We start from the raw sequence: 21,280 nt of genomic DNA, 5'->3' as shown, positions 1-21,280 counted from the left end.
CCGCGGATGAGCAATGCAGAGAACAGCGGTAAACATGAAGCCCCCAAGGTGCTGCAATATCTGAGCAGCAACCTGCGCAGCTATCGCCAACAAGCAGGACTAAGCCAAGTGGCGTTGGCAGAAAGATCTTGTGTCAGTCGCCGCATGCTGGCCGGTATTGAAGCCGGTGACCGCAACGTCAGTCTGGCGGTGCTGGACAAACTCGCCGACGCGCTGAATATCGCCTTCACCGATCTGATCCAAGCGCCTGAAGCGCGTGGTAACCATCTGGTGGGTGAATTAGCCTGGCAAGGGCGACAACCAGAAAGTCAGGCGCTGTTCGCCGCTAGCGTGCCTGCACGCCAACGGGTTGAACTGTGGGAATGGACACTGATGCCGGGCGAACATTATGACTCCGTACCTGACGCTGAAGGCTGGAGCGAAATTATCTATGTGATCGCCGGCAGTCTGACGTTGTTGTTGGAACAGCAAACATTGATTTTGGATGCTGGCCAAACCCAGGTATTCAACAGCGATCAGCACTATGCTTATGCTAACCGTACAGATCATCCATTGCGTTTTATTCGCAACGTCACCTTCTGATCACCACGGCAGCCCGTGTATTCCGTGGGTTGTCACCTGTCTGTCGTGCATATGTCATGTTGCTGTCGTGGCGATCGGCAATGTCTGCCCCTACACTTTGCCTCAGTGATGACTCACGTTGGAGAACGCAATGCAAACCTACCGCATCAGGCAACTACGGCTGGACAAAGGCTGGTCGCAGGAACAATTAGCCACTATCGCCGGCCTCAGTACCCGCACCGTACAACGTATTGAAAATGGCGAGCAAGCCAGTCTGGAAACCCTGACCGCGATCGCAGCCGCATTGGGAGTACAGGTCAGCGACCTCTACCAGCCAATACCAGCACAAGACGAAAACCCGGGTGAGACCGAACAAACAATTCGTCGGCAGGTTGAAGCGGAGGCCAAGTTGCTTAGCATGGCGGTACGTTTTGCCCTTATCGGCCTGATGTTGTTTGCCATCAACTGGTTTACCCATCCGCAATATCTCTGGTCACTGTGGGCCATCGGCGGCATGAGTTTCGCGATTCTGATGCGGGCTATGCGAACCCTGCTGTTACGTGACGCGCTCAGTCGCTGGCAACAACAACGTCTGGCACAAAAACTCAGGCGTATGCCGTAAGCTGTAGCCAACCAGCCAGCCGGGCCATAGCGCTGTCCGGCTGGATTTCCTGCGGCGTCAGCAAACAGTAGCCGCTGCCATCTGGTATGAAGCCAAAAGGCGCACTCAGCAGCCCGGATGCAACGTCATCACGCACCTGCTGCCATGGGCCAATAGCAACCCCTATCCCCGCCACCGCCGCCTGCAAACTGAAGTAAAAATGGTCGAATCGCTGGTCTGGTCGCCCCTCAAGAGCCATATCCTGGGACTGCGCCCACTTCTGCCAGGCATCTGGCCGGGTAGCGGAGTGCAGCAATACGGCATCATGACGCAGGGTGGACTGACCAGCATTAACGGTAATAAAACGCGGCACCATTTCGGGTTTGCACACCGGTCCGACCCGCTCGTTGAACAGCGCCACGCTGTGCAACTTATCGCCCCAATCAAAATCGTTACGACGGATAGCCGCACTAATGCCGTCTTGAAACGAAAACGGCCCACCACCAGCAACCAACTGAAGGTTGATATCGGGGTGCGCTAACTGAAATGCGGGTAAACGCGGTATCAGCCAACGCATCAGCAGCGTCGGCTCACAAGACAACACCAGCGGTGCATTCTGCGCCTGCTGTCGCAACGTTTGTGCCGTATGTTCCAGAATACCGAACGCCTGTTGTGATGCTTGTAGCAGCATTCTCCCTGCGCCAGTGAGGTATACCCGCCGATGGTGACGTTCGAACAATGCAACGCCGAGTTCATCTTCCAGCGCCCTGACCGCTCTGCTGACCGCCCCGTGCGTCAGGCTCAGGCTATTTGCCGCTTGGGTGAAACTTTCCAACCTTGCTGCAGCCTCAAAACAGCGCAATCCCCCCAACGACAGCGGCCGGTTAACCTTGCGTGAGTTTTTCTCACCGATATCGTCAGTTTTCATCGTTTGTCACCGTTGACCATTCCTTTTATAAATCAGCCACTCTCTGCTGATTTTCTTACAGGATCACTATGACCGAACTCATCGCTGTCGTCACTATCACTTTACTCGCCGTCATCAGCCCGGGACCAGATTTCGCTATGGTGTCACGTAACAGTCTGCTGCTTTCCCGTCGTGCCGGTGTGTTAACCGCCTGCGGCATTGGCGCTGGTGTGCTTATCCACGTCAGCTATACCCTGATTGGTGTCGGTGTGTTGATCCAACAGTCACTGTGGCTGTTCACGCTGTTGAAAGCGGTGGGTGCTGCCTATCTGATTTACCTCGGTATTAGTATGCTACGTCACGCAGGCACTAGTGTGGCAGCTTCTTCTTCAGCTACACCGACTGCCGTTAGCGACTTTGCCGCGCTGAAAACCGGCTTTTTAACTAACGTGCTAAACCCCAAAACCACCATTTTTATCGTCAGCCTGTTTATGCAAGTGGTTAACCCCCAAACGCCACTGGGGGTGCAAATAGGTTACGGATTATTCATTGCACTAGCTCATATCCTCTGGTTCAGTGCCGTCGCCCTGCTGTTTTCCGCGCCTGGCATTAATGCACGCCTCCTGCGCCTGCGTAAAGGTATAGACAGGGCGTTTGGTGGTTTGCTGATCGCTTTCGGTGCACTGTTGGCAATGGCAGGGATAAAATAAAGCCGTAAGGATAAGTTCATCATTCACTCCTATGCTTAGGGAGCATCTCTTTCAATCCCCCGAATGGAGCAAGGAACATGGCGAAAATTTTGGTTCTTTATTACTCAATGTACGGACATATTGAAACCCTGGCGGAAGCGGTAGCAGAAGGCGCCCGCAGAGTCAGTGGTGTTGAAGTCACACTGAAACGCGTTCCGGAAACCATCCCGGCTGACGCCTTTGCCAAAGCTGGCGGTAAGCAAAATCAAAAAGCGCCTATCGCCTCGCCACAGGAGTTGGCCGATTACGATGGCATTATCTTCGGCACACCAACTCGTTTTGGTAACATGGCTGGGCAAATGCGCACCTTCCTCGACCAAACTGGCGGGCTGTGGGCTTCTGGCGCACTGTACGGCAAAGTAGGTAGCGTCTTTTCCTCTACCGGTACCGGCGGCGGCCAGGAGCACACTATCACCTCCACCTGGACCACGCTGGCGCACCACGGTTTTATTATTGTGCCGATCGGTTACGCGACCCCAGAATTGTTTGACGTTTCCCATACGCGCGGTGGCACGCCTTATGGTGCCACGACCATTGCCGGTGCTGACGGCTCACGCCAGCCCAGCCAAGAAGAGCTGACGATTGCCCGCTACCAGGGTGAACACGTGGCGAAAATCACGGCCAAGCTGAAAAGTTAAGCGATAACCTGCCGTTACCTGCCTGACGGGGCCGTTGATTCGTTCGGCCCCATCTTGTTGCCAACCCGCCGCAAGGTTAAAATGCCGCTCAGCCTGCCATTCACTACCTGAACGTCACGGTCGAAATTCGTTCTGCCCGTCAATCATCGGCATTTGTCATGATGACGGGCGTTCTGTTTTTGCGCATAGCGAAGGGAAATAAGTCAGTGTCTAAAGATTTTGATGAACTAATAAGAGACATGGATCTTATTATTGAAAATGTAGACAGTTTTAAGGCTATGGCCCCGCGCGCACCCGAACCACCTGCGGCGCCGCCTGCGATCCATCACTACGATTCGTTCTGCGAAAATGTGGCACTGAAAGTGGTACTTAAAGTCCTGCTCTCATCGGTAGATAAAATCGTTAAGGTGCAGATTGCCAACAAGGTCGAGCAAGAGATCGCTCAAATCGAACAACAAGTGGTGCGTGCCGGCGGCGGCCCGGTGTCATCCGAGGATCTGGCGCAAATGACGCAATACGTGCGTCGCACCGTAAACAACCTGTTGGAATAATCACCAGCACGGTTAAAAAACGTGCCAACCTTCTCAGACGATATGAATTTTTACGCTTTTTTTATATCGTCTGCCTTATTCTTTATATACTTAAAGAATAAATTGACGCATTGCCGACAGGCAACTCGGACGCAAGTATGGTCAAGAACAAGCAGATTCTGGTCGTTATTCATCTTTGCAGTTTTTTAGTTTTTCTTTACAGCTTGTCGATGATCCCCCCCCTATTGGTGGCACTGTTATATAAAGAAAAAAGCGTTTTTTCCTTCTTCTATACGTTAGTGATTGCCGGCTCATTCGGCGGCCTGGGCTGGTTCAGTACCCGACAGTCAAAGGTACAATTACGCACTCAAGACGGGTTTCTGATCATTGTGATGTTTTGGCTGCTGTTTTCTGTTGTCAGTGCCCTGCCATTATGGATGGACAACACGTTAAACATCAGTCTGACTGATGCCATGTTTGAAGGCGTCTCCGGTATCACCACCACGGGTGCTTCGGTACTTAATGACGTATCAGGCCTGCCTAAATCCGTCCTCTACTACCGCTCTCAACTCAATTTTATCGGCGGTCTCGGTGTCATTGTCTTGGCAGTAGCAGTGCTGCCGCTGTTGGGAATTGGTGGCGCCAAGCTTTATCAATCGGAAATGCCAGGGCCATTCAAAGAAGAACGTCTGACCCCGCGCCTGGCCGACACTTCTAAAAATCTGTGGCTGATCTATCTCGGTTTGGGACTGGCTTGTACGGTCGCATTTCGCGTTGCCGGTATGCCGTGGTTCGATGCCCTTTGTCATGGGATCTCCACCGTCTCACTTGGGGGATTCTCCACCCGTAATGAAAGCCTGGGCTATTACGACAGTTCGGCAGTGGAAATGGTCGGCGGCATTTTTTCTATTTTGGCGGCAGTAAATTTCACCCTGTATTTCGTGGCCGTAGGGCGCCGCAGCCTGAAACCTCTGTATAAAAACCCGGAGCTGCGCTTTTTCCTGCTGGTGCTGTCGATTATCGTGGCGATTGTCTGTTTCGAACTTTACCGCTCGGGGATGTACGGTGCCAAAGACGCCTTCGTACACGGTTTTTTCCTCACCAGTTCGATGATGACCGATAATGGATTAGCCACCGCTGACTATGCCAAAATGCCTTCTCACACGATTATGCTACTCTTGGCAGCGAGCTTTTTCGGCGGCTGCGTCGGATCAACCTGCGGCGGCATCAAAGCGCTGCGTTTTCTGATCATGTACAAACAGAGCCGACATGAGATTAACCAACTGGTCCATCCCAACGCCGTTTTCACGATCAAAGTCGGCAACGCTCCCATTCAGGATCGCGTGTTACGTTCTGTGTGGAGCTTCTTCTTTCTCTACGTCTTTTTCAGCTGCTTCTTCGTCTGGTTGCTGAACCTGATGGGCTATGACCTGGTCACCTCCTTTGCGACCGTCGCCGCCTGTATCAATAATATGGGATTGGGGTTCGGGGAAACAGCTGCCGGGTTTGGCACGCTCAGCGACGCAGCCAAATGGCTGATGTGCGCGGCAATGCTGCTTGGTCGTCTTGAGATCTACCCTATGTTGATCCTGTGTTCGCGTGCCTTCTGGCGTTTTTAATACTTTTGCGACCCTCTCAGCCCAGGCCTCTTTATCACCCACTGTGCTGTACCAACGCTGACACATTCGCAACATGAATGTGTTGCATTGTTGTATTCGTTTCATTGCGATAAGTTACCTTTACTGTACAAATATACAGTACAAATTTAACTTATTGAGGATATGAATATGCGCTTTAACAAGATGTTAGCTATCGCCGCACTGTTGTTTGCCGCCCAGGCCTCCGCCGAGACGCTGGAGTCTATCGACAACTGTGCGGTCGGTTGCCCAACTGGCGGCAGCAGTAATGTGTCAATCGTTCGCCATGCTTATACTTTGAACAACAACAGCACCACCAAATTCGCCAATTGGGTGGCTTATCACATTACCAAGGACACACCGGCCAGTGGCAAGACACGCAACTGGAAAACCGACCCTGCACTGAACCCGGCTGATACGTTGGTGCCGGCAGACTATACCGGTGCCAATGCAGCGCTGAAGGTGGATCGTGGGCATCAGGCACCGCTGGCGTCATTGGCTGGGGTGTCTGACTGGGAATCCTTGAACTATCTTTCCAACATCACGCCACAAATGGCCGATCTGAACCAAGGCTCTTGGGCGCGACTGGAAGACCAGGAACGCAAACTGATTGACCGGGCAGACATCAGCTCGGTGTATACCGTGACCGGTCCACTGTACGAACGTAATATGGGCAAATTGCCGGGTACTCAGAAAGCACACACGATTCCTAGTGCTTATTGGAAGGTCATTTTCATCAACAACAGCCCGGAAGTGAACCACTATGCCGCGTTTCTGTTTGATCAAAACACCCCGAAAAATGCCGATTTCTGCCAGTACCGTGTGACGGTAAGTGAAATCGAAAAGCGCACTGGTTTAATTATCTGGGCGGGTCTGCCGGATGATGTACAGGCTTCATTGAAGGCCAAGCCTGGAGTCCTGCCGGAACTGATGGGTTGCAAGAGCTAACGTGATCACCGGGAACCCGCTGCGGCGGGTTTTTTATTGGTTTGGATTAAGAATAATAACGGTAGCTTAAATATAAGCATGACTCATTAATCCCCTATTTAATCCTCAAAATCCCGAGGATAATACCGCTCTCAAGACTGAGTATTTACCGCTCAATAGCCCTAACTCTAGCGCTCTCGCCTACCCTAACTTGCCGTTGTACCTGCTTTTTTTATTCTTTATGTGCTGTTTTGTCACGGTATCTGGGCAAGATTATTGCTGAAAAGTTATCGCCAAGTTAATATCCGCCAAAACTATTAGACATAAAACCATAAACAATGGAGTTATTTCATTGTTTATTATTTTTTATTATCACTCTTTACCCGCTCTCCTTTGCCTTATTCGGCACTAACACCTGTTGTGAGAAAAACACATGGAAAATTTGTTATCAGACGATGGTGGGCTACCAGCCAAAAATGGAACCGGTTTCAGTCGAAGGGAAGTCTTACTCGGACTGGCCTCAACCCTCCTGGCAACGTCCCTGCTTAGCTATCCTTTCCTTAGCCAGGCTGAACAACATACCGCGGCGACCAACCCGTTGCAGTTTGCGCGCTTCTTCAAAATTTCTCAGACATTAACTGAACATAACGATATCGATCAGGGCATGTCAGCGCGTATTTTTACGGCGCTACATAACCACGATGCCCAGTTTACTTCGAAGGTTGAACAGATCAGCCGCTTTTTGCAACAGGACCAAAGTGCAAAGCAGTTGCAACAACAAGCCACACAGGCTGGCCTGCAAGACGTGCTCACGGCAATCATTACCGCATGGTACACCGGCACCGTCGGTCATGGGCAAACGGCAGAACTGATCGCCTATAAAGATGCGCTGATGTATCGCCCCGCCAGCGATGCGCTGATCGTTCCCACCTATTGTGGCAATGGCCCGCTGTGGTGGACCGCAACCCCGCCAGCCGTCAATGTTCCCCTGTGATCTGAGAGATTTCTGATGAAAAAACCTGTATTTACCGCCGATGGCAATGCATCGGCAGATATTGTGATCGTAGGCTCCGGTATTGTCGGTGGCATGATGGCCGATCAATTGGTCAGCCAAGGCTTTTCCGTGTTGGTATTGGAAGCGGGTCTACGTATAGAGCGTGCTCAGGCCGTTGAAAACTGGCGCAATATGCCTTTTGACAACCGTGCTGGCTCCGATTATCAGGGACTGTACCCGCAATCAGAGTTCGCCACCGCACCACTTTATTTCCCGGAAAACAACTACGTTGCCCTGAGTGGCCCCAGTGCCAGCAGTTTCAAACAAGGTTATCTGCGTACCGTCGGCGGTACCACTTGGCATTGGGCAGCCTCTTGTTGGAGACACGTGCCAAGTGATTTCCAAATGAAGACGTTATACGGCGTTGGCCGCGACTGGCCCATTTCTTATGACGAACTGGAACCCTACTATTGCCGGGCAGAGGAAGAGATCGGTGTCGCCGGTCCCAACGATCCGCAACAACAGTCTCCGGTTGAGCGCAGCAAACCCTACCCGATGGATATGGTGCCCTGGGCTCATGGCGATATCCGTTTTGCTGAAGTGGTTAACCCACACGGCTACCGTTCAGTCCCTATTCCACAGGGGCGAAGCATCCACCCGTGGAAAGGCCGCCCAACCTGCTGCGGTAATAACAACTGCCAACCTATTTGCCCGATAGGGGCAATGTACAACGGTATCCATCACGTTGAACGTGCGGAGATGAAAGGTGCAGTGGTACTGGCAGAAGCCGTGGTCTACAAGATTGATACCGATGATCAGAACCAGGTTACCGCCGTACATTGGCTGGACAATAAAAAACAATCCCACAAGGCCACGGCCAAGGCTTTCGCACTAGCCTGCAACGGCATAGAAACCCCGCGTCTGCTGCTAATGGCGGCAAATGAACGCAACCCGAATGGCATTGCCAACGCTTCCGATCAGGTTGGTCGCAATATGATGGACCACTCTGGTTTTCACTGTACTTTCCTGGCGAAAGAACCCCTCTGGCTGGGACGGGGTCCCGCGCAAAGCAGCTGCCTGGTTGGCCCACGTGACGGTGAGTTCCGCAAGGATTACTCAGCCAATAAAATGATCCTCAACAACATCAATCGGGTGGTTCCTGCAACACAGCAGGCGTTGGAAAAAGGGTTGGTCGGTAAAGAGCTGGATGCTGAGATCCGCCGGCGCGCCGCCTATGGCGTCGATCTGTCCATTAGTCTGGAACCGTTACCAGACCCAAATAACCGCCTGACATTGAGTAAAACCCGTACAGACGCCCATGGTCTACCCTGCCCAGATATCCATTACGATGTAGGTGATTACGTACGCAAAGGCGCCGAAGCTGCACATAAGCAGCTTGAACATATTGGCCAACTGTTCGATGCCGAAGAGTTCAACATCACCACCAGCCTAAATGCCAATAACCACATTATGGGCGGAACCATCATGGGGCACAGTCCCGAAGATTCGGTAGTAGACGGCAACTGCCGGACGCATGACCATGCCAATCTTTGGTTGCCGGGCGGCGGTGCCATTCCTTCCGCCAGTGTGGTGAACAGTACCCTGACCATGGCGGCGTTGGGCATCAAGGCCGCCGATGACATTGCACGCAAGCTGGCGGTGAAGTCATGAAAAAACAGGCGAGACTGACACTGCTATCCCTGCTGTTACTCGGCAGCAGCGCTGTACAGGCGGCAAACGAAGCTGACCTGAGCGGCGTGGCGTTGATTAAAAAAGGCGAACAGATTGCCATCGCCTCCGACTGCCAGGCCTGCCATACCAAACCGGAAGGCGGTACGCCGTTTGCTGGCGGCTATGGCATCAGTTCCCCCATGGGGGTGATTTATGCTACCAATATCACCCCGTCCAACACCGAGGGCATTGGTAGTTATAGCGAACAGCAGTTTGCCCGTGCAGTCAGGGACGGTATTCGCGCCGATGGCACCCATCTCTACCCTGCAATGCCCTATACCTCTTACACCCGGTTGAGCGACGCGGATATCAAGGCACTGTATGCCTACTTTATGCACGGTGTGAAACCTGTCGATCAGAAAAATACGCTGACCGATCTGCCATTCCCGTTCAATCTGCGTTTTAGCATGGCAGCCTGGAATCTGCTGTTCCTGAAAGACGGTCGATTCGCACCGGATGCCAGCCAAAGCGAACAGTGGAACCGGGGCGCCTATCTGGTCAATGGGCCTGGGCACTGCGATACCTGTCATACTCCACGCAACGTGTTAATGGCGGAAGACAATAGTCAGGCGTTGGCAGGCGGCATGGTCGGCAGTTGGTATGCCCCGAACATTACTTCTGATCCCATCAGCGGTATTGGCGGCTGGAACGAACAGCAATTGGTGCAGTATTTGAAAACAGGCCAGGTAGCCGGGAAGAACCAGGCAGCTGGCGGCATGGCGGAAGCCATCGAAAACAGCCTGCAGTATTTCTCCAATGAGGATTTATCGGCCATTGCGGTTTACCTGAAAAGCACGACGCCAATCAGAGACGCCAACGACCACCAGGCTGCAGACAGTTACGGCAAGCCGTTTAATGTTGAAGCCCAGTTGCGCGGGTTACATCCTGCCACGGCAAATAACACCGTGACCGGCGGCGCGGCACTGTTCAGCGGCAACTGCGCCAGCTGTCACCAGGCGGACGGTAGCGGCAGTAAAAATCAGGCTTATCCCTCGTTGTTCAACAATACCGCCACCGGTGCCAGCAACCCAGCCAACCTGATCTCAGCCATATTGTTCGGTGTAGAACGAAAGGTCGGCGACCAGCACGTGCTCATGCCGAACTTTGGCCCACAATCATATGTTAATCCGCTAAACGATCAGCAGATCGCTGCTATCAGCAATTATGTCCTGCAACAGTATGGTAATCCGACGGTTAAGGTCAGTGCTGTAGACGTCGCCATATTGCGCCAAGGCGGTCCGATCCCGCTACTTGCCCGGTTGCAGCCTTATATGGCCCCGGCAATCGGCATTGTGGTACTGGCGTTGCTCATCCTGGTGTGGTTGGTAGGAAGAAAGCGGCGTTAACCCCTGAAACTTGCAAGCTGGGGAATTATCCCTGGCTTGCAGGCGTGGCTGCAAGTCATGTAGGGATCGGCTCTGTCTTATTCGGAAAGGATACGGCAAGGAATACTTTAGTGGGTTTGATTTTCCACACGGGTAATACCGTGCTTCTTCATCACTTCTTCCATTGTCAGATTGTCATCATCCGGCGTTTCGTCAATCACAACATCTTGCGGACGGACATAAGGCTTGGTTGCACGCTTGAACATCCACCACCAAACGAACACCAGAAATGCACCAGACTTCAGAAAGATCATCGTCCACAATGCTATTTGATACCCACTCATCTTGATCTCCATGACAGAGCTAAACACAATCGCGTAACCCTATTCTAACCTTTGCATTGCCCTGATCAATAGTTAACGGCACATCCGCCTGGGTTCTGGCGGCTGTTATAGGCGTTTCTATCATGATCTGCTCTACCATGCCGCTAAGGTCACCGTTGTATGACGAAAGTGCCTCCTCTTTGCAGCCTGACGCTGTATTTATGTGCACTCTGGTATTCCTGATATGGCGGCGGCACTTTTCCCTTCGAAAAGAGTGAATTACCCATCCTGACTGCGTTATTTTTATATAGCTAAAACGTCTAATAAAACCATTTAAAATAGCCGTTTTGACCGAAAAAATGACAATTAGGTCGTTTTTTCGATATACTTACCGGGTTAAATTTCACGGGCACGTTGTTCGCCTATTTTTTATGGAGTTGTTTTAAAGGATTAACCCCAATTCCCTAACGGACTAGCTAGAAGGTATTCTATGAGCCAAAACGACACTGAAATTGTGGCACGTCGTAGCCATATCAATCCTCCGGTATTTTTTATCTCTGCCGCATTAATCATCGTCCTGGTGGCATTTGCCGCCCTCTATCCTGAATTAGCCGATCGCAAATTCAAAGCGTTGCAACAGGGTATATTCACTAACGCCAGCTGGTTTTACATTCTGGCAGTCGCACTGATCCTGTTAAGCGTGACCTATCTGGGTTTATCGCGTTACGGCAATATCAAGCTTGGGCCTGATCACGCCCAGCCAGACTTTAGCTATGTTTCATGGTTCGCCATGCTATTTTCTGCCGGAATGGGTATCGGCCTGATGTTCTTTGGCGTCGCCGAGCCGGTGATGCACTACCTTTCGCCCCCAACCGGGACGCCGGAAACAGTGGAAGCGGCTAAACAGGCAATGCGCCTAACCTTCTTCCACTGGGGCCTGCATGCTTGGGCGATTTATGCCATCGTCGCTTTGATTTTGGCGTTCTTTAGCTATCGGCACGGCCTACCGCTGACGCTACGCTCCGCTCTGTATCCGATCATTGGTGATCGCATTTATGGGCCCATTGGTCATGCGGTAGATATTTTTGCGGTGATCGGTACCGTGTTTGGCGTCGCAACCTCATTGGGTTACGGCGTATTGCAGGTTAATGCCGGCCTCAACCACCTATTCGGTTTGCCGATCAACGCCACGGTACAGGTGATCCTGATCGTAGTGATTACCGGGCTGGCAACGCTGTCGGTAGTGTCTGGTCTGGACAAAGGCATCCGCATTCTGTCCGAACTGAACCTCGGTCTGGCCGTATTGTTACTGGTTTTGGTCGCTGCGCTTGGGCCAACCGTACTGCTATTAAAATCCTTTGTTGAAAATACCGGGGGCTATCTCTCGGATATCGTCAGTAAAACCTTTAACCTGTACGCTTACGAACCAAAATCCAGCAACTGGTTGGGCGGTTGGACGCTGCTGTATTGGGGTTGGTGGTTATCATGGTCGCCATTCGTGGGTATGTTCATTGCCCGCGTTTCACGCGGACGTACCATTCGTGAGTTTGTCACCGGTGTGCTGTTTGTTCCGGCTGGCTTTACGCTGCTTTGGATGACCGTTTTCGGCAACAGCGCCATCAATCTGATCATGAACGAAGGTGCGCGCGATCTGGCTAACACGGTACAAAACGATGTAGCCCTGGCGCTGTTTAACTTCCTGGAGCACTTCCCGTTCTCTAATATTCTGTCGTTTATCGCGATGGCCATGGTCGTGGTGTTCTTTGTCACTTCTGCGGATTCAGGGGCGATGGTCGTTGATACATTAGCTTCCGGTGGTACCGATAAAACGCCGGTCTGGCAGCGGATATTCTGGGCCTCGATGATGGGGGTCGTCGCGATTGCATTACTGATTGCCGGCGGGCTGAGCGCGTTGCAAACCGTAACGATTGCCAGTGCCCTGCCGTTCTCGATGATCTTGCTGGTGTCTATCTACGGGTTATTAAAAGCCTTGCGTATCGATGCCTATAAGCGCGATAGCCAAGTGATGACCACGATTGCGCCGACCGCCGCACGTAACCCGATCTCGTGGCAACGACGCTTACGTAATATTGCCTACTTCCCGAAGCGCTCCCAGGTAAAACGTTTTGTCAGTGAAGTGGTTCAGCCCGCCATGATGCTGGTCGAAGCTGAATTAGCTAAGCAAAACACCACGTCTTCGATTGACGATTCACAGGACGATCGCATCCGTTTTGAGGTTGATCTGGGTGAGGATCTCAACTTTGTTTATGAAGTTCGCCTGCGTGCTTACATTCAACCGGCCTTTGCCCTGGCTGGATTGAACGATGAGGAACGTGACGAAGAACATAAATACTATCGCGGTGAAGTTCACCTAAAAGAAGGTGGACAGGATTACGATGTGATGGGCTGGACGCAAGAGCAGATCATTCACGATATTCTCGACCAGTACGAGAAACATCTGCACTTCCTGCATTTGGTTCGTTAGTTCCCTCAACGACGACTACAGCCGCCCCATCCGGGCGGCTTTTTTATGCCCGTGCTACCAAACCATTTTCCGGACGCAACAAAAAACCCCGTGCTCAGAGAGCACGGGGTCATAATTTATGGCGGAGGAGCAGAGATTCGAACTCTGGAACGGTTTCCCGTCGACGGTTTTCAAGACCGTTGCCTTCAGCCACTCGGCCACCCCTCCGCAACGAGCCGAACTATAAACAGAGCTGATCCGCTTGTAAAGCCCATTACGGTTCAACCGAACGAAAAAACAGCACCTGACGCGCAAGCGTTGAAGAAACCATCAACTCCCGCTTAAGGTTGCAACAATGATAACTAAGGGTAAAGATTGGTAAACAAACTTTAATCAAACGCTTGCGCTGCCTATCATCGTCACTAATTTTGTGATGACCTGATAAGAGAGATCATTATGGACCGTATTGTCGTCTCATCCTCCTCGCGTGACTCGTTGCTGAGCACGCATAAGGTTTTGCGTAACACTTATTTTCTACTTTCTTTGACGCTGGCGTTTTCGGCACTGACCGCAACTGCCAGCACCATGCTGGGGCTGCCGGCACCGGGTCTATTGCTGATGCTGGTCGGTTTTTATGGGCTGATGTTCTTGACCCACAAACTGGCGAACAGCCCTGCGGGCATTCTGGCAGCGTTCGCACTGACCGGTTTTATGGGCTATGCCCTGGGGCCAATCCTCAGTTCATTCATTAATACCGGTGCTGGCGATCTGATTATGCTGGCGTTGGGCGGCACTGCAGTCGTGTTCTTCTGCTGTTCAGCCTATGTGCTGACAACACGCAAGGATATGTCATTCCTGTCTGGGATGATGATGGCTGGGTTTGTGGTACTGCTGGTTGCGGTCATCGCTAACCTGTTCTTGCAGATCCCTGCCCTGCATCTGGCTATCAGCGCGCTGTTTATCTTGTTCTCTGCGGGCGCAATCCTGTGGGAGACCAGCAACATTATTCACGGCGGCGAGACTAACTACATCCGCGCCACCGTCAGCTTGTACGTGTCGCTGTACAACATGTTCATCAGCCTGTTGAGCATTTTGGGCTTCGCACGCAGCAACTGATATCGCACGTGATAAATACTTAAAGCCCCGCTCCGGCGGGGCTTTATTTTTTGCAGCGGCAAAGTTTGCTAAACTGGCGACTGTTCTGAATTACCCGTTACCGAGGCAGTATGTTGGAGTATGAAGGTCAGGTTATTGAAACTGACGCACAGGGTTACCTGAAAAACAGCGCCGATTGGCATGAGGCCCTGGCACCATTGCTAGCCGCCCAGGAAGAAATAACGCTTACCGAGGCACATTGGGAAGTCGTGCGTTTCGTACGTGGCTTTTACCTGGAGTTTAATACCTCACCGGCAATCCGCATGCTGGTGAAAGCCATGGCGCAGAAATACGGTGAAGAGAAAGGCAACAGCCGCTATCTCTACCGTTTATTCCCCAAGGGGCCAGCCAAGCAGGCAACAAAAATAGCGGGCCTGCCAAAACCGGTAAAATGCATCTGATGCGCTAATAGCGAATGCTAAAACCTTGATAATCGGCCGTACCACGCGGTTCTACCAGCACGCGATCGACACGTGCGCTACGCGGGCCACCCTTTTTTAGCCACTCCACCAGCTTATCTACCTGCGGTTGTTCACCGCAGGCCACCACTTCAACGCTGCCGTCATCAAGATTACGCGCATAGCCGCTTAATCCCAACGCAGTCGCCTGATGCTGAGTGTTATAGCGAAACCCGACTCCCTGCACCACGCCATAGACATACGCAGCAATGCAAACTTGTGTCATAATCGACCCCTTATCACTTTCGTTTATGATGTTGCCTGTGCACGCGCACGGCGATATCACCCTTTTTACCTAGCTGGCAGCATTCTTAATTATGACCGTACGCCTGTTTCTCGCCAAAGGACGTGAAAAGTCCTTACTTCGTCGCCACCCATGGGTATTCTCTGGCGCTGTTCAACGTATTGAAGGTAAAGCCCTTTCCGGTGAAACCATTGATATTCATGACGCGCAGGGAAAATGGTTAGCGCGCGGCGCCTACTCGCCAGAATCGCAAATCCGCGCCCGTGTCTGGACTTTCCAGCAGGACGAAGAGATTAACATCGAATTCTTCATCCGCCGCTTACAACAGGCGCAAAGCTGGCGTGACTGGGTAGCAGAACGTGACGGGCTAGATGGCTACCGCCTGATCGCCGGTGAATCCGACGGTATGCCGGGGATCACTATCGACCGCTTCCAGAATTTCCTGGTGCTGCAATTGCTTTCCGCTGGTGCCGAATATCAGCGTGCTGCGCTCATTACCGCGTTGCAACATTGCTACCCGGAATGTGCCATCTACGATCGTTCAGACGTTGCGGTGCGTAAGAAAGAAGGCTTGCCGTTGGCACAGGGCTTGGTTGTTGGCGATCTGCCCCCTGATTTATTGCCGATCACCGAACATGGCATGAAACTGCTGGTCGATATCCAGCAAGGCCATAAAACCGGTTTTTACCTTGATCAGCGCGACAGTCGCCTGGCTGCCCGTAATTATTCTGCCGGTCGACGTGTACTTAACTGCTTCTCCTATACTGGTGCCTTCGCCGTCTCGGCACTGATGGGCGGTTGTACTCAGGTTATTAGCGTCGACACGTCGCAAGCGGCACTGGATATTGCCAAACAGAACGTCGAACTGAACCAGCTTGATCTGAGCAAAGCCGAGTTTGTGCGTGATGACGTGTTCCAGCTGTTGCGCGCCTACCGCACGCAGGGTGAAAAATTCGATCTGATCATTATGGATCCGCCGAAGTTCGTCGAAAACAAAAACCAACTGGCCAGTGCCTGCCGCGGATATAAAGATATCAACATGTTGGCGCTGCAGTTGCTGAATCCGGGTGGCATTTTGCTCAGCTTCTCGTGTTCCGGCCTGATGCCAACTGATCTATTCCAGAAAATTTTGGCCGATGCCGCTGTAGACGCCGGACGTGATGTACAATTTATAGAGCAGTATCGTCAGGCTGCCGATCACCCGGTTATCGCGACTTATCCTGAAGGGCTGTATTTGAAAGGGTTTGCGTGTCGGGTGATGTAACTTGAAATACGCTGTTTTGCCCTCATATAGAGAGCAAGGCATTGTTTCTCAGGAGGTCATCATGATTGCCAGCAAATTCGGTATCGGACAACAAGTTCGGCATAAGCTGCTGGGGTATTTGGGGGTCGTGATTGATATCGATCCTGAATACTCTATGGAACAGCCTAAAGCTGATGAAATAGCAGCGAATACAGACCTGCGTTTCGCCCCTTGGTACCACGTGGTGATGGAAGACGAAGAAGGTCAACCGGTGCATACCTATCTGGCGGAAGCACAGTTAGATGGAGAAGCGCAGGACGCCCATCCTGAACAGCCATCGCTGGATGAATTGGCGGAATCTATCCGTCACCAGTTACAAGCCCCCCGCCTGCGCAATTAATGCTCCAGGCCTGAGAAACACCCTGTAAGGGCCTGGCACAATGCCAGGCCTTTTATTTTATTCAGCGCTCTAACCCCAAACGCGGGATCTCTATTTTAGGGCAACGATCCATCACCACCTTCAGCCCTGCCTCGTTTGCCAATGCCGCTGCCGGCTCATTAATGACACCGATTTGTAACCATAATGCCTTGGCACCGATCGCAATGGCTTCTTGCGCCACCTCATATGCCGCTTCTGAATTCCGGAAAACATCGACCATATCTACCGGATGCGGAACATCATTTAGCGTGGCATAGACCTGCTGACCGAGCAGTGTTTGCCCCGCCAACTTTGGGCTGACCGGTATAACCTGATAACCCTGTGAAAGTAGATAGGCCATCACACCAAAGCTCGGCCGGCTGGGTTTATCACTGGCGCCAACCAGTGCAATGGTTTTCACCTGCTGTAACAGGCCAGCAATGTCATTATCTTGCATTCTCCGCTCCCAATTTTTCACGGGTATTTCCCTACATCGAGTGTAACCCATTGACCTTGAATCGGCTAAACGCACGAACACGGAAACTCCCAGCCAGTTTTGCGGTCTGATGCTGTCACTGCCAGCATGTACCTCAACCAATAAATGTCAAAATGAATATAAGTGTGTACATTTGTAAATTAAATGGTGATGCTGAAAAACTTTGACACAGTCTGTGGCGTGTTCAACACTAATAGCGATGCCAATTATAAGGAGATAACAATGAAATTTGGTCTGATGGTTGCGGGGCTGCTCAGCATCAGTATCAGCATGCCTGCCGTAGCTACGACCCTGAAACTCTCCCCCGACATCGACCTTTTGGTGGTCGACGGCAAGAAAATGACAGGATCGTTGTTAAAAGGTGCCGACAGTTTAGAACTGGATGGTGGGCAGCATCAGTTGCTGTTTAAAGTGGCTAAGTCAGTACGCACAGGGCAGAACGACCGCACTGCCTATACCTCGCTACCACTGATCGCGACCTTCAATACGCAGAATGTGAGTTCTGTCGCCATTGAGTTGCCGCGCATTGAAACTGTTCGGGATGGCCAGAGATTCGATAAAACACTTAACTATCAGGTTATTGATAAAAATGGCAACGCGCTGACCATGAAACACGACGTACTGCACCCTGACGGCGCTACGCTCAGTGCTGATCTGGAAAAAGTGATGTCTGATTACAACAGCCAGAATCGCCCAGCCTCAGTGCCAGCCTTTAAACAGGTTCGTGCCACCGCACCAGCCTCCCCTTTGGCCAGTGCAGCGTTAAACGCCCCCACGGTGACACTGAAAGGTGAAAACGTTTCTGAACAGATGCTGCAATACTGGTTCTTACAAGCAGACAAAGAGACACAGAAGCGCTTTCTCCATTGGGCAAACAAGCAGCCTGTACACTAAGCTTCTGGCGCCTTTTATCTAAAGGCGCGCTTTCTTCGCATTTTCAGGTGTAAACGCTAGGCAGTGAAAAGCAGTTTCAGTAATCTGTCGCACATCACCTGATTAGCGAAGGACACCAAGATGGAATTTACCACCCGCACTATCGCCGCGCGCAAACATATTGCGCTGGTGGCACATGATCACCGTAAACAAGCCCTGCTAGCATGGGTTGAAAACAATAAGTCCGTGCTGGAACAGCATCAACTGTATGCCACCGGCACCACGGGCAACCTGATTCAACGTGCCAGCGGTATTCCTGTAAAAAGCATGCTGAGTGGACCTATGGGCGGTGATCAACAGGTCGGCGCACTGATTGCCGAAGGCAAAATCGACATGTTGATTTTCTTCTGGGACCCGCTGAATGCAGTTCCGCATGATCCCGATGTGAAAGCGCTGCTGCGCCTGGCCACAGTATGGAATATCCCCGTCGCGACCAACCGCTCTACTGCCGACTTCCTGATCGACTCCTCGCTGTTCAAAAGCGAAGTTGAAATCGCGATCCCAGACTATCAGCGCTATTTGCAGGATCGTCTGAAGTAACGATGACGGCCTGGCCACCGCCAGGCCTTACGTTTAAGGTTTCTTCTGCGACGGTACGCCGAGATCTTGCAGTTGTTCAACAAACACTGACGGACGTTCTCGATCCTGCAATAGCCACACTTGGTGTTTGGCGCGAGTCAGTGCCACATACAGCAACCGTCGCTCCTCCGCATCCGGGAAATCTTCCGGTTGAGGTAACAATACATCTTCCAGAACCGACTCACGTGCAACAGCAGGGAAGCCATCGTTGCCTTCGTGCAAACCGGCAATAATCACATATTCAGCCTGCTGCCCTTTACTGGCATGGATAGTCATAAACTCGATGGTCAGTTTGGGCCAACGGGTCGCAGCTTTAGACAGCACTTGCGGTTTCAGATGATGGTAACGCGCCAACACTAAAATGCGCTCATCAGGTTTAGCGTAACCACTCAGCTTATCCAATAAATTTTCAAGCTGTTCATGCGGTAAAAGGACTACCGACTTCTTATTGCCTTTACTCAGACTGTTCAACGGTTTTTTCAATTGATGGGGGTTTTGCTGCACAAAACGATTTGCCACCTCACCGATGCGCTCGTTGAAACGATAAGTGGTATCGAGCGCGCACTGGGCGCCTTCGCCAAAGTTCTCAGCAAACGCTGTGGTGAGTGTTAGTTCAGCACCGCTGAAGCGGTAAATCGCCTGCCAGTCATCACCCACGGCAAACAGGCAAGTCTGTTTGTTCTGTTTACGCAGTGCAGCCAGCAATTGAGCACGTTGCGGTGAGATATCCTGGAATTCGTCCACCAGGATATGTTTCCATGGGCTGACAAAGCGCCCTTTCTCCAAAATATTGACTGCCTGATGAATCAGGCCGGAGAAATCCACCGCACCTTCCTCTTTCAACGCCCCCTTCCAGGCTTTCAGTAACGGTGCCATTAGCCGGATGCGTTTTGAAAACAGGTCACGGACCTCTTCATCAGCCTGCTCGATCATGTCCGCCTGGCTACCCCCATGCATGCGCATCAGCCCCAACCAGCGCTCGAGCCGCCCCGCCAGACGTTCAGCCAGACGCTTATCGTGCCAAAAGTCGCCTTCAGGCACCTCCCACTCAAGCTCCTCCGTTAACCATTGGCGCCACCCTTTGGCCTGAGGTTTTTTCTCTGCACACTGCTGTTGCCAATGAGTAATTAGCAAAGCCCGTCGCGCCTTGCTGTCGGTTTCCAGCTTACTGATCGCCGGCACTTTACGATTACCCTGCTGGATAATCTGCAGCGCCAGCGCATGAAACGTTTTGGCCTGAACAGCCACCTTGCCCAAACGCTCCTGAATACGTTCATTCATCTCTTCTGCTGCCTGACGACCAAACGCCAACAACAATATCTGTCCAGGCTCAGCCTCCTGACGGCGGAGTAACCAACCTGCACGCGCCACCAGCACCGAGGTTTTGCCACTGCCAGCCCCTGCCAGTACTAATACGGAGTCTTCTCCATTGACCACTGCACGGCTTTGCGAATCATTCAGCGGTGAACTTTCGATGTGTTGGAAGAAATCGTGATGCGTCTCCAGCATGCGTTCCGTCCACTGTTGGTTGCGCTGCGCTACGCTGCGCAATCCGTGCTGCAACCACTGCTGGCAAAGCTGATAATCATCTCGACAGTTGTCGAACGCCTCCAGACGCGCCACCGGCATTGGGAGAGCACCAAATGACTGGCGTATTTGTTGCTGTAATTTGCCCAGTTCGGATTTTTTAAACCACTTATCCTGTTGTTCAATGCGCTGGATATGCTCAACCTGTTCCTGCAACACACCCGCGCTGACCACGCTCATCTCGGCGCTCCACTGCTGCCAAGCCTGTTGCAAGTAATGATAGAAGCGTTGGGTTTCCTGCCATTCAGTACCATGCAAGCGCACCACTTTTTCATCTGGCAGCTCAAACTCCAGCTCGCCCCAGACAATACCGCGCTTGCATCTGACTTGAATTAATTGATTGAAAGGAATCAGGTATTCATGCTTTTCACCGCTCACCTCAACACCAGCGTGCAGCAACCGCACACGGTTGTAAGGATGCTGCGCCAGGTGTTTCCCCAGCGATGTCGCTTTAAGTTCCATATCGTCGCGCCATGACCATGTTGAGTTTAAATATACCCAATAGCTTTCAAGTTGTAGGTAGGCGGCTACTGAATGACAAATCAGTCGAGAACCGATTTGAACAGCGCTTGCACGAACCAAAAGGGTGAACCTCAGAGACGAGGTTCATAACCCCAGGGCTTGGCCCCCGAGTGACTGGGGTGAGTGAAGTCTGCCAACCCCCTGCAATTTGAAAGATGAAGGGTATAACGGATATCTGCCAGTTTACCTGCTATAAGCAGTGGCACTCTAGCGCTAAAAAAAGGGTAGAATAGATTTTGCGTTTTGATACCAAGCGCA

The 21,280-nt window shown here is 51.9% G+C and carries 22 protein-coding genes and 1 tRNA gene; 17 read left to right on the top strand and 6 right to left on the bottom strand.

The window, feature by feature from the left end; genetic code table 11:
• The first annotated feature begins 6 nt into the window (after window positions 1–6).
• A complete protein-coding gene (locus SGBXF1_RS08730) occupies window positions 7–582 on the top strand; it encodes an XRE family transcriptional regulator (protein ID WP_061807271.1) in 576 nt (191 codons plus the stop codon).
• Between the two features lie 130 nt (window positions 583–712).
• Window positions 713–1,183, top strand: coding sequence for a helix-turn-helix domain-containing protein (locus SGBXF1_RS08725; RefSeq protein WP_186428180.1), 471 nt, complete (start codon window positions 713–715; stop codon window positions 1,181–1,183).
• On the opposite strand, the gene SGBXF1_RS08720 is transcribed toward SGBXF1_RS08725, so the two are convergent.
• Window positions 1,167–2,090, bottom strand: a complete 924-nt coding sequence (locus tag SGBXF1_RS08720; RefSeq protein WP_186428179.1) for a LysR family transcriptional regulator — start codon at window positions 2,088–2,090, stop codon at window positions 1,167–1,169. The genes SGBXF1_RS08725 and SGBXF1_RS08720 overlap by 17 nt on opposite strands.
• Window positions 2,091–2,158: 68 nt before the next feature.
• Here SGBXF1_RS08720 and SGBXF1_RS08715 point away from each other — a divergent pair, with 68 nt between their 5' ends.
• From SGBXF1_RS08715 to SGBXF1_RS08680, 8 genes are all read left to right on the top strand, one after another.
• The gene (locus SGBXF1_RS08715) at window positions 2,159–2,779 is read left to right on the top strand and encodes a LysE family transporter (protein WP_037419350.1); all 621 of its coding nucleotides are present in this window, start codon (window positions 2,159–2,161) and stop codon (window positions 2,777–2,779) included.
• A 77-nt stretch (window positions 2,780–2,856) separates the two neighbouring features.
• The gene (gene wrbA / locus SGBXF1_RS08710; RefSeq protein WP_037419347.1) at window positions 2,857–3,456 is read left to right on the top strand and encodes an NAD(P)H:quinone oxidoreductase; all 600 of its coding nucleotides are present in this window, start codon (window positions 2,857–2,859) and stop codon (window positions 3,454–3,456) included.
• Between the two features lie 239 nt (window positions 3,457–3,695).
• The gene (locus SGBXF1_RS08705) at window positions 3,696–4,007 is read left to right on the top strand and encodes a hypothetical protein (RefSeq protein ID WP_186428178.1); all 312 of its coding nucleotides are present in this window, start codon (window positions 3,696–3,698) and stop codon (window positions 4,005–4,007) included.
• A gap of 137 nt (window positions 4,008–4,144) precedes the next feature.
• Window positions 4,145–5,605: a TrkH family potassium uptake protein gene (locus tag SGBXF1_RS08700; protein ID WP_186428177.1), complete on the top strand. Its 1,461-nt coding sequence runs from the start codon at window positions 4,145–4,147 to the stop codon at window positions 5,603–5,605.
• A gap of 168 nt (window positions 5,606–5,773) precedes the next feature.
• The gene (locus SGBXF1_RS08695; RefSeq protein WP_037419338.1) at window positions 5,774–6,571 is read left to right on the top strand and encodes a DNA/RNA non-specific endonuclease; all 798 of its coding nucleotides are present in this window, start codon (window positions 5,774–5,776) and stop codon (window positions 6,569–6,571) included.
• Window positions 6,572–6,983: 412 nt separating this feature from the next.
• The gene (locus SGBXF1_RS08690) at window positions 6,984–7,544 is read left to right on the top strand and encodes a sorbitol dehydrogenase family protein (RefSeq protein ID WP_037419335.1); all 561 of its coding nucleotides are present in this window, start codon (window positions 6,984–6,986) and stop codon (window positions 7,542–7,544) included.
• Window positions 7,545–7,559: 15 nt separating this feature from the next.
• Window positions 7,560–9,215, top strand: coding sequence for a GMC family oxidoreductase (locus tag SGBXF1_RS08685; protein ID WP_186428176.1), 1,656 nt, complete (start codon window positions 7,560–7,562; stop codon window positions 9,213–9,215).
• On the top strand, window positions 9,212–10,621 hold the full coding sequence (locus SGBXF1_RS08680; protein ID WP_186428175.1) for a cytochrome c: 1,410 nt from the start codon (window positions 9,212–9,214) through the stop codon (window positions 10,619–10,621). The genes SGBXF1_RS08685 and SGBXF1_RS08680 overlap by 4 nt, the downstream gene beginning before the upstream one ends.
• Window positions 10,622–10,728: 107 nt before the next feature.
• Here the strand turns inward: SGBXF1_RS08680 and SGBXF1_RS08675 are convergent, their stop codons facing one another.
• Window positions 10,729–10,944 carry a hypothetical protein gene (locus SGBXF1_RS08675; RefSeq protein ID WP_037419327.1) on the bottom strand — a complete coding sequence of 72 codons (216 nt, stop codon included), beginning with the start codon at window positions 10,942–10,944 and terminating at the stop codon, window positions 10,729–10,731.
• A gap of 469 nt (window positions 10,945–11,413) precedes the next feature.
• Here SGBXF1_RS08675 and SGBXF1_RS08670 point away from each other — a divergent pair, with 469 nt between their 5' ends.
• Window positions 11,414–13,408, top strand: a complete 1,995-nt coding sequence (locus SGBXF1_RS08670; protein ID WP_037419325.1) for a BCCT family transporter — start codon at window positions 11,414–11,416, stop codon at window positions 13,406–13,408.
• 119 nt (window positions 13,409–13,527) lie between these two features.
• Here the strand turns inward: SGBXF1_RS08670 and SGBXF1_RS08665 are convergent.
• Window positions 13,528–13,615 (bottom strand) — tRNA-Ser (locus SGBXF1_RS08665).
• Between the two features lie 228 nt (window positions 13,616–13,843).
• Between SGBXF1_RS08665 and yccA the strand changes: the two genes are divergently transcribed.
• Window positions 13,844–14,503, top strand: a complete 660-nt coding sequence (gene yccA / locus SGBXF1_RS08660) for an FtsH protease modulator YccA (RefSeq protein ID WP_004942825.1) — start codon at window positions 13,844–13,846, stop codon at window positions 14,501–14,503.
• A gap of 110 nt (window positions 14,504–14,613) precedes the next feature.
• Window positions 14,614–14,943 (top strand): sulfurtransferase TusE, encoded by a 330-nt coding sequence (gene tusE, locus SGBXF1_RS08655; protein WP_037419323.1) that lies wholly within the window; start codon window positions 14,614–14,616, stop codon window positions 14,941–14,943.
• Window positions 14,944–14,947: 4 nt separating this feature from the next.
• On the opposite strand, the gene yccX is transcribed toward tusE, so the two are convergent.
• Complete coding sequence (gene yccX, locus SGBXF1_RS08650; protein ID WP_037419320.1) at window positions 14,948–15,226, bottom strand: acylphosphatase; 279 nt, start codon at window positions 15,224–15,226, stop codon at window positions 14,948–14,950.
• A 91-nt stretch (window positions 15,227–15,317) separates the two neighbouring features.
• Between yccX and rlmI the strand changes: the two genes are divergently transcribed.
• Together rlmI and hspQ are read left to right on the top strand one after the other, a co-directional pair.
• Entirely contained in the window at window positions 15,318–16,508 is a 1,191-nt protein-coding gene (gene rlmI / locus SGBXF1_RS08645; RefSeq protein ID WP_061807260.1) for a 23S rRNA (cytosine(1962)-C(5))-methyltransferase RlmI, read from the top strand.
• Between the two features lie 61 nt (window positions 16,509–16,569).
• Complete coding sequence (gene hspQ, locus SGBXF1_RS08640) at window positions 16,570–16,887, top strand: heat shock protein HspQ (RefSeq protein ID WP_020826181.1); 318 nt, start codon at window positions 16,570–16,572, stop codon at window positions 16,885–16,887.
• 61 nt (window positions 16,888–16,948) lie between these two features.
• Here hspQ and SGBXF1_RS08635 read toward each other — a convergent pair whose 3' ends face one another.
• A complete protein-coding gene (locus SGBXF1_RS08635) occupies window positions 16,949–17,362 on the bottom strand; it encodes a CoA-binding protein (protein ID WP_186428174.1) in 414 nt (137 codons plus the stop codon).
• 261 nt (window positions 17,363–17,623) lie between these two features.
• Here SGBXF1_RS08635 and SGBXF1_RS08630 point away from each other — a divergent pair, with 261 nt between their 5' ends.
• Both SGBXF1_RS08630 and SGBXF1_RS08625 read left to right on the top strand, forming a co-directional pair.
• The gene (locus SGBXF1_RS08630) at window positions 17,624–18,295 is read left to right on the top strand and encodes a DUF2057 family protein (protein WP_186428173.1); all 672 of its coding nucleotides are present in this window, start codon (window positions 17,624–17,626) and stop codon (window positions 18,293–18,295) included.
• 120 nt (window positions 18,296–18,415) lie between these two features.
• The gene (locus SGBXF1_RS08625; protein WP_186428172.1) at window positions 18,416–18,874 is read left to right on the top strand and encodes a methylglyoxal synthase; all 459 of its coding nucleotides are present in this window, start codon (window positions 18,416–18,418) and stop codon (window positions 18,872–18,874) included.
• A gap of 33 nt (window positions 18,875–18,907) precedes the next feature.
• Here the strand turns inward: SGBXF1_RS08625 and helD are convergent, their stop codons facing one another.
• On the bottom strand, window positions 18,908–20,962 hold the full coding sequence (helD, locus tag SGBXF1_RS08620; RefSeq protein ID WP_186428171.1) for a DNA helicase IV: 2,055 nt from the start codon (window positions 20,960–20,962) through the stop codon (window positions 18,908–18,910).
• Window positions 20,963–21,280 lie beyond the last annotated feature (318 nt).

The sequence above is a fragment of the Serratia grimesii genome (assembly GCF_900186025.1).
GTDB lineage: Bacteria > Pseudomonadota > Gammaproteobacteria > Enterobacterales > Enterobacteriaceae > Serratia > Serratia grimesii.
This window is presented reverse-complemented; position numbering and strand designations above follow the sequence as displayed.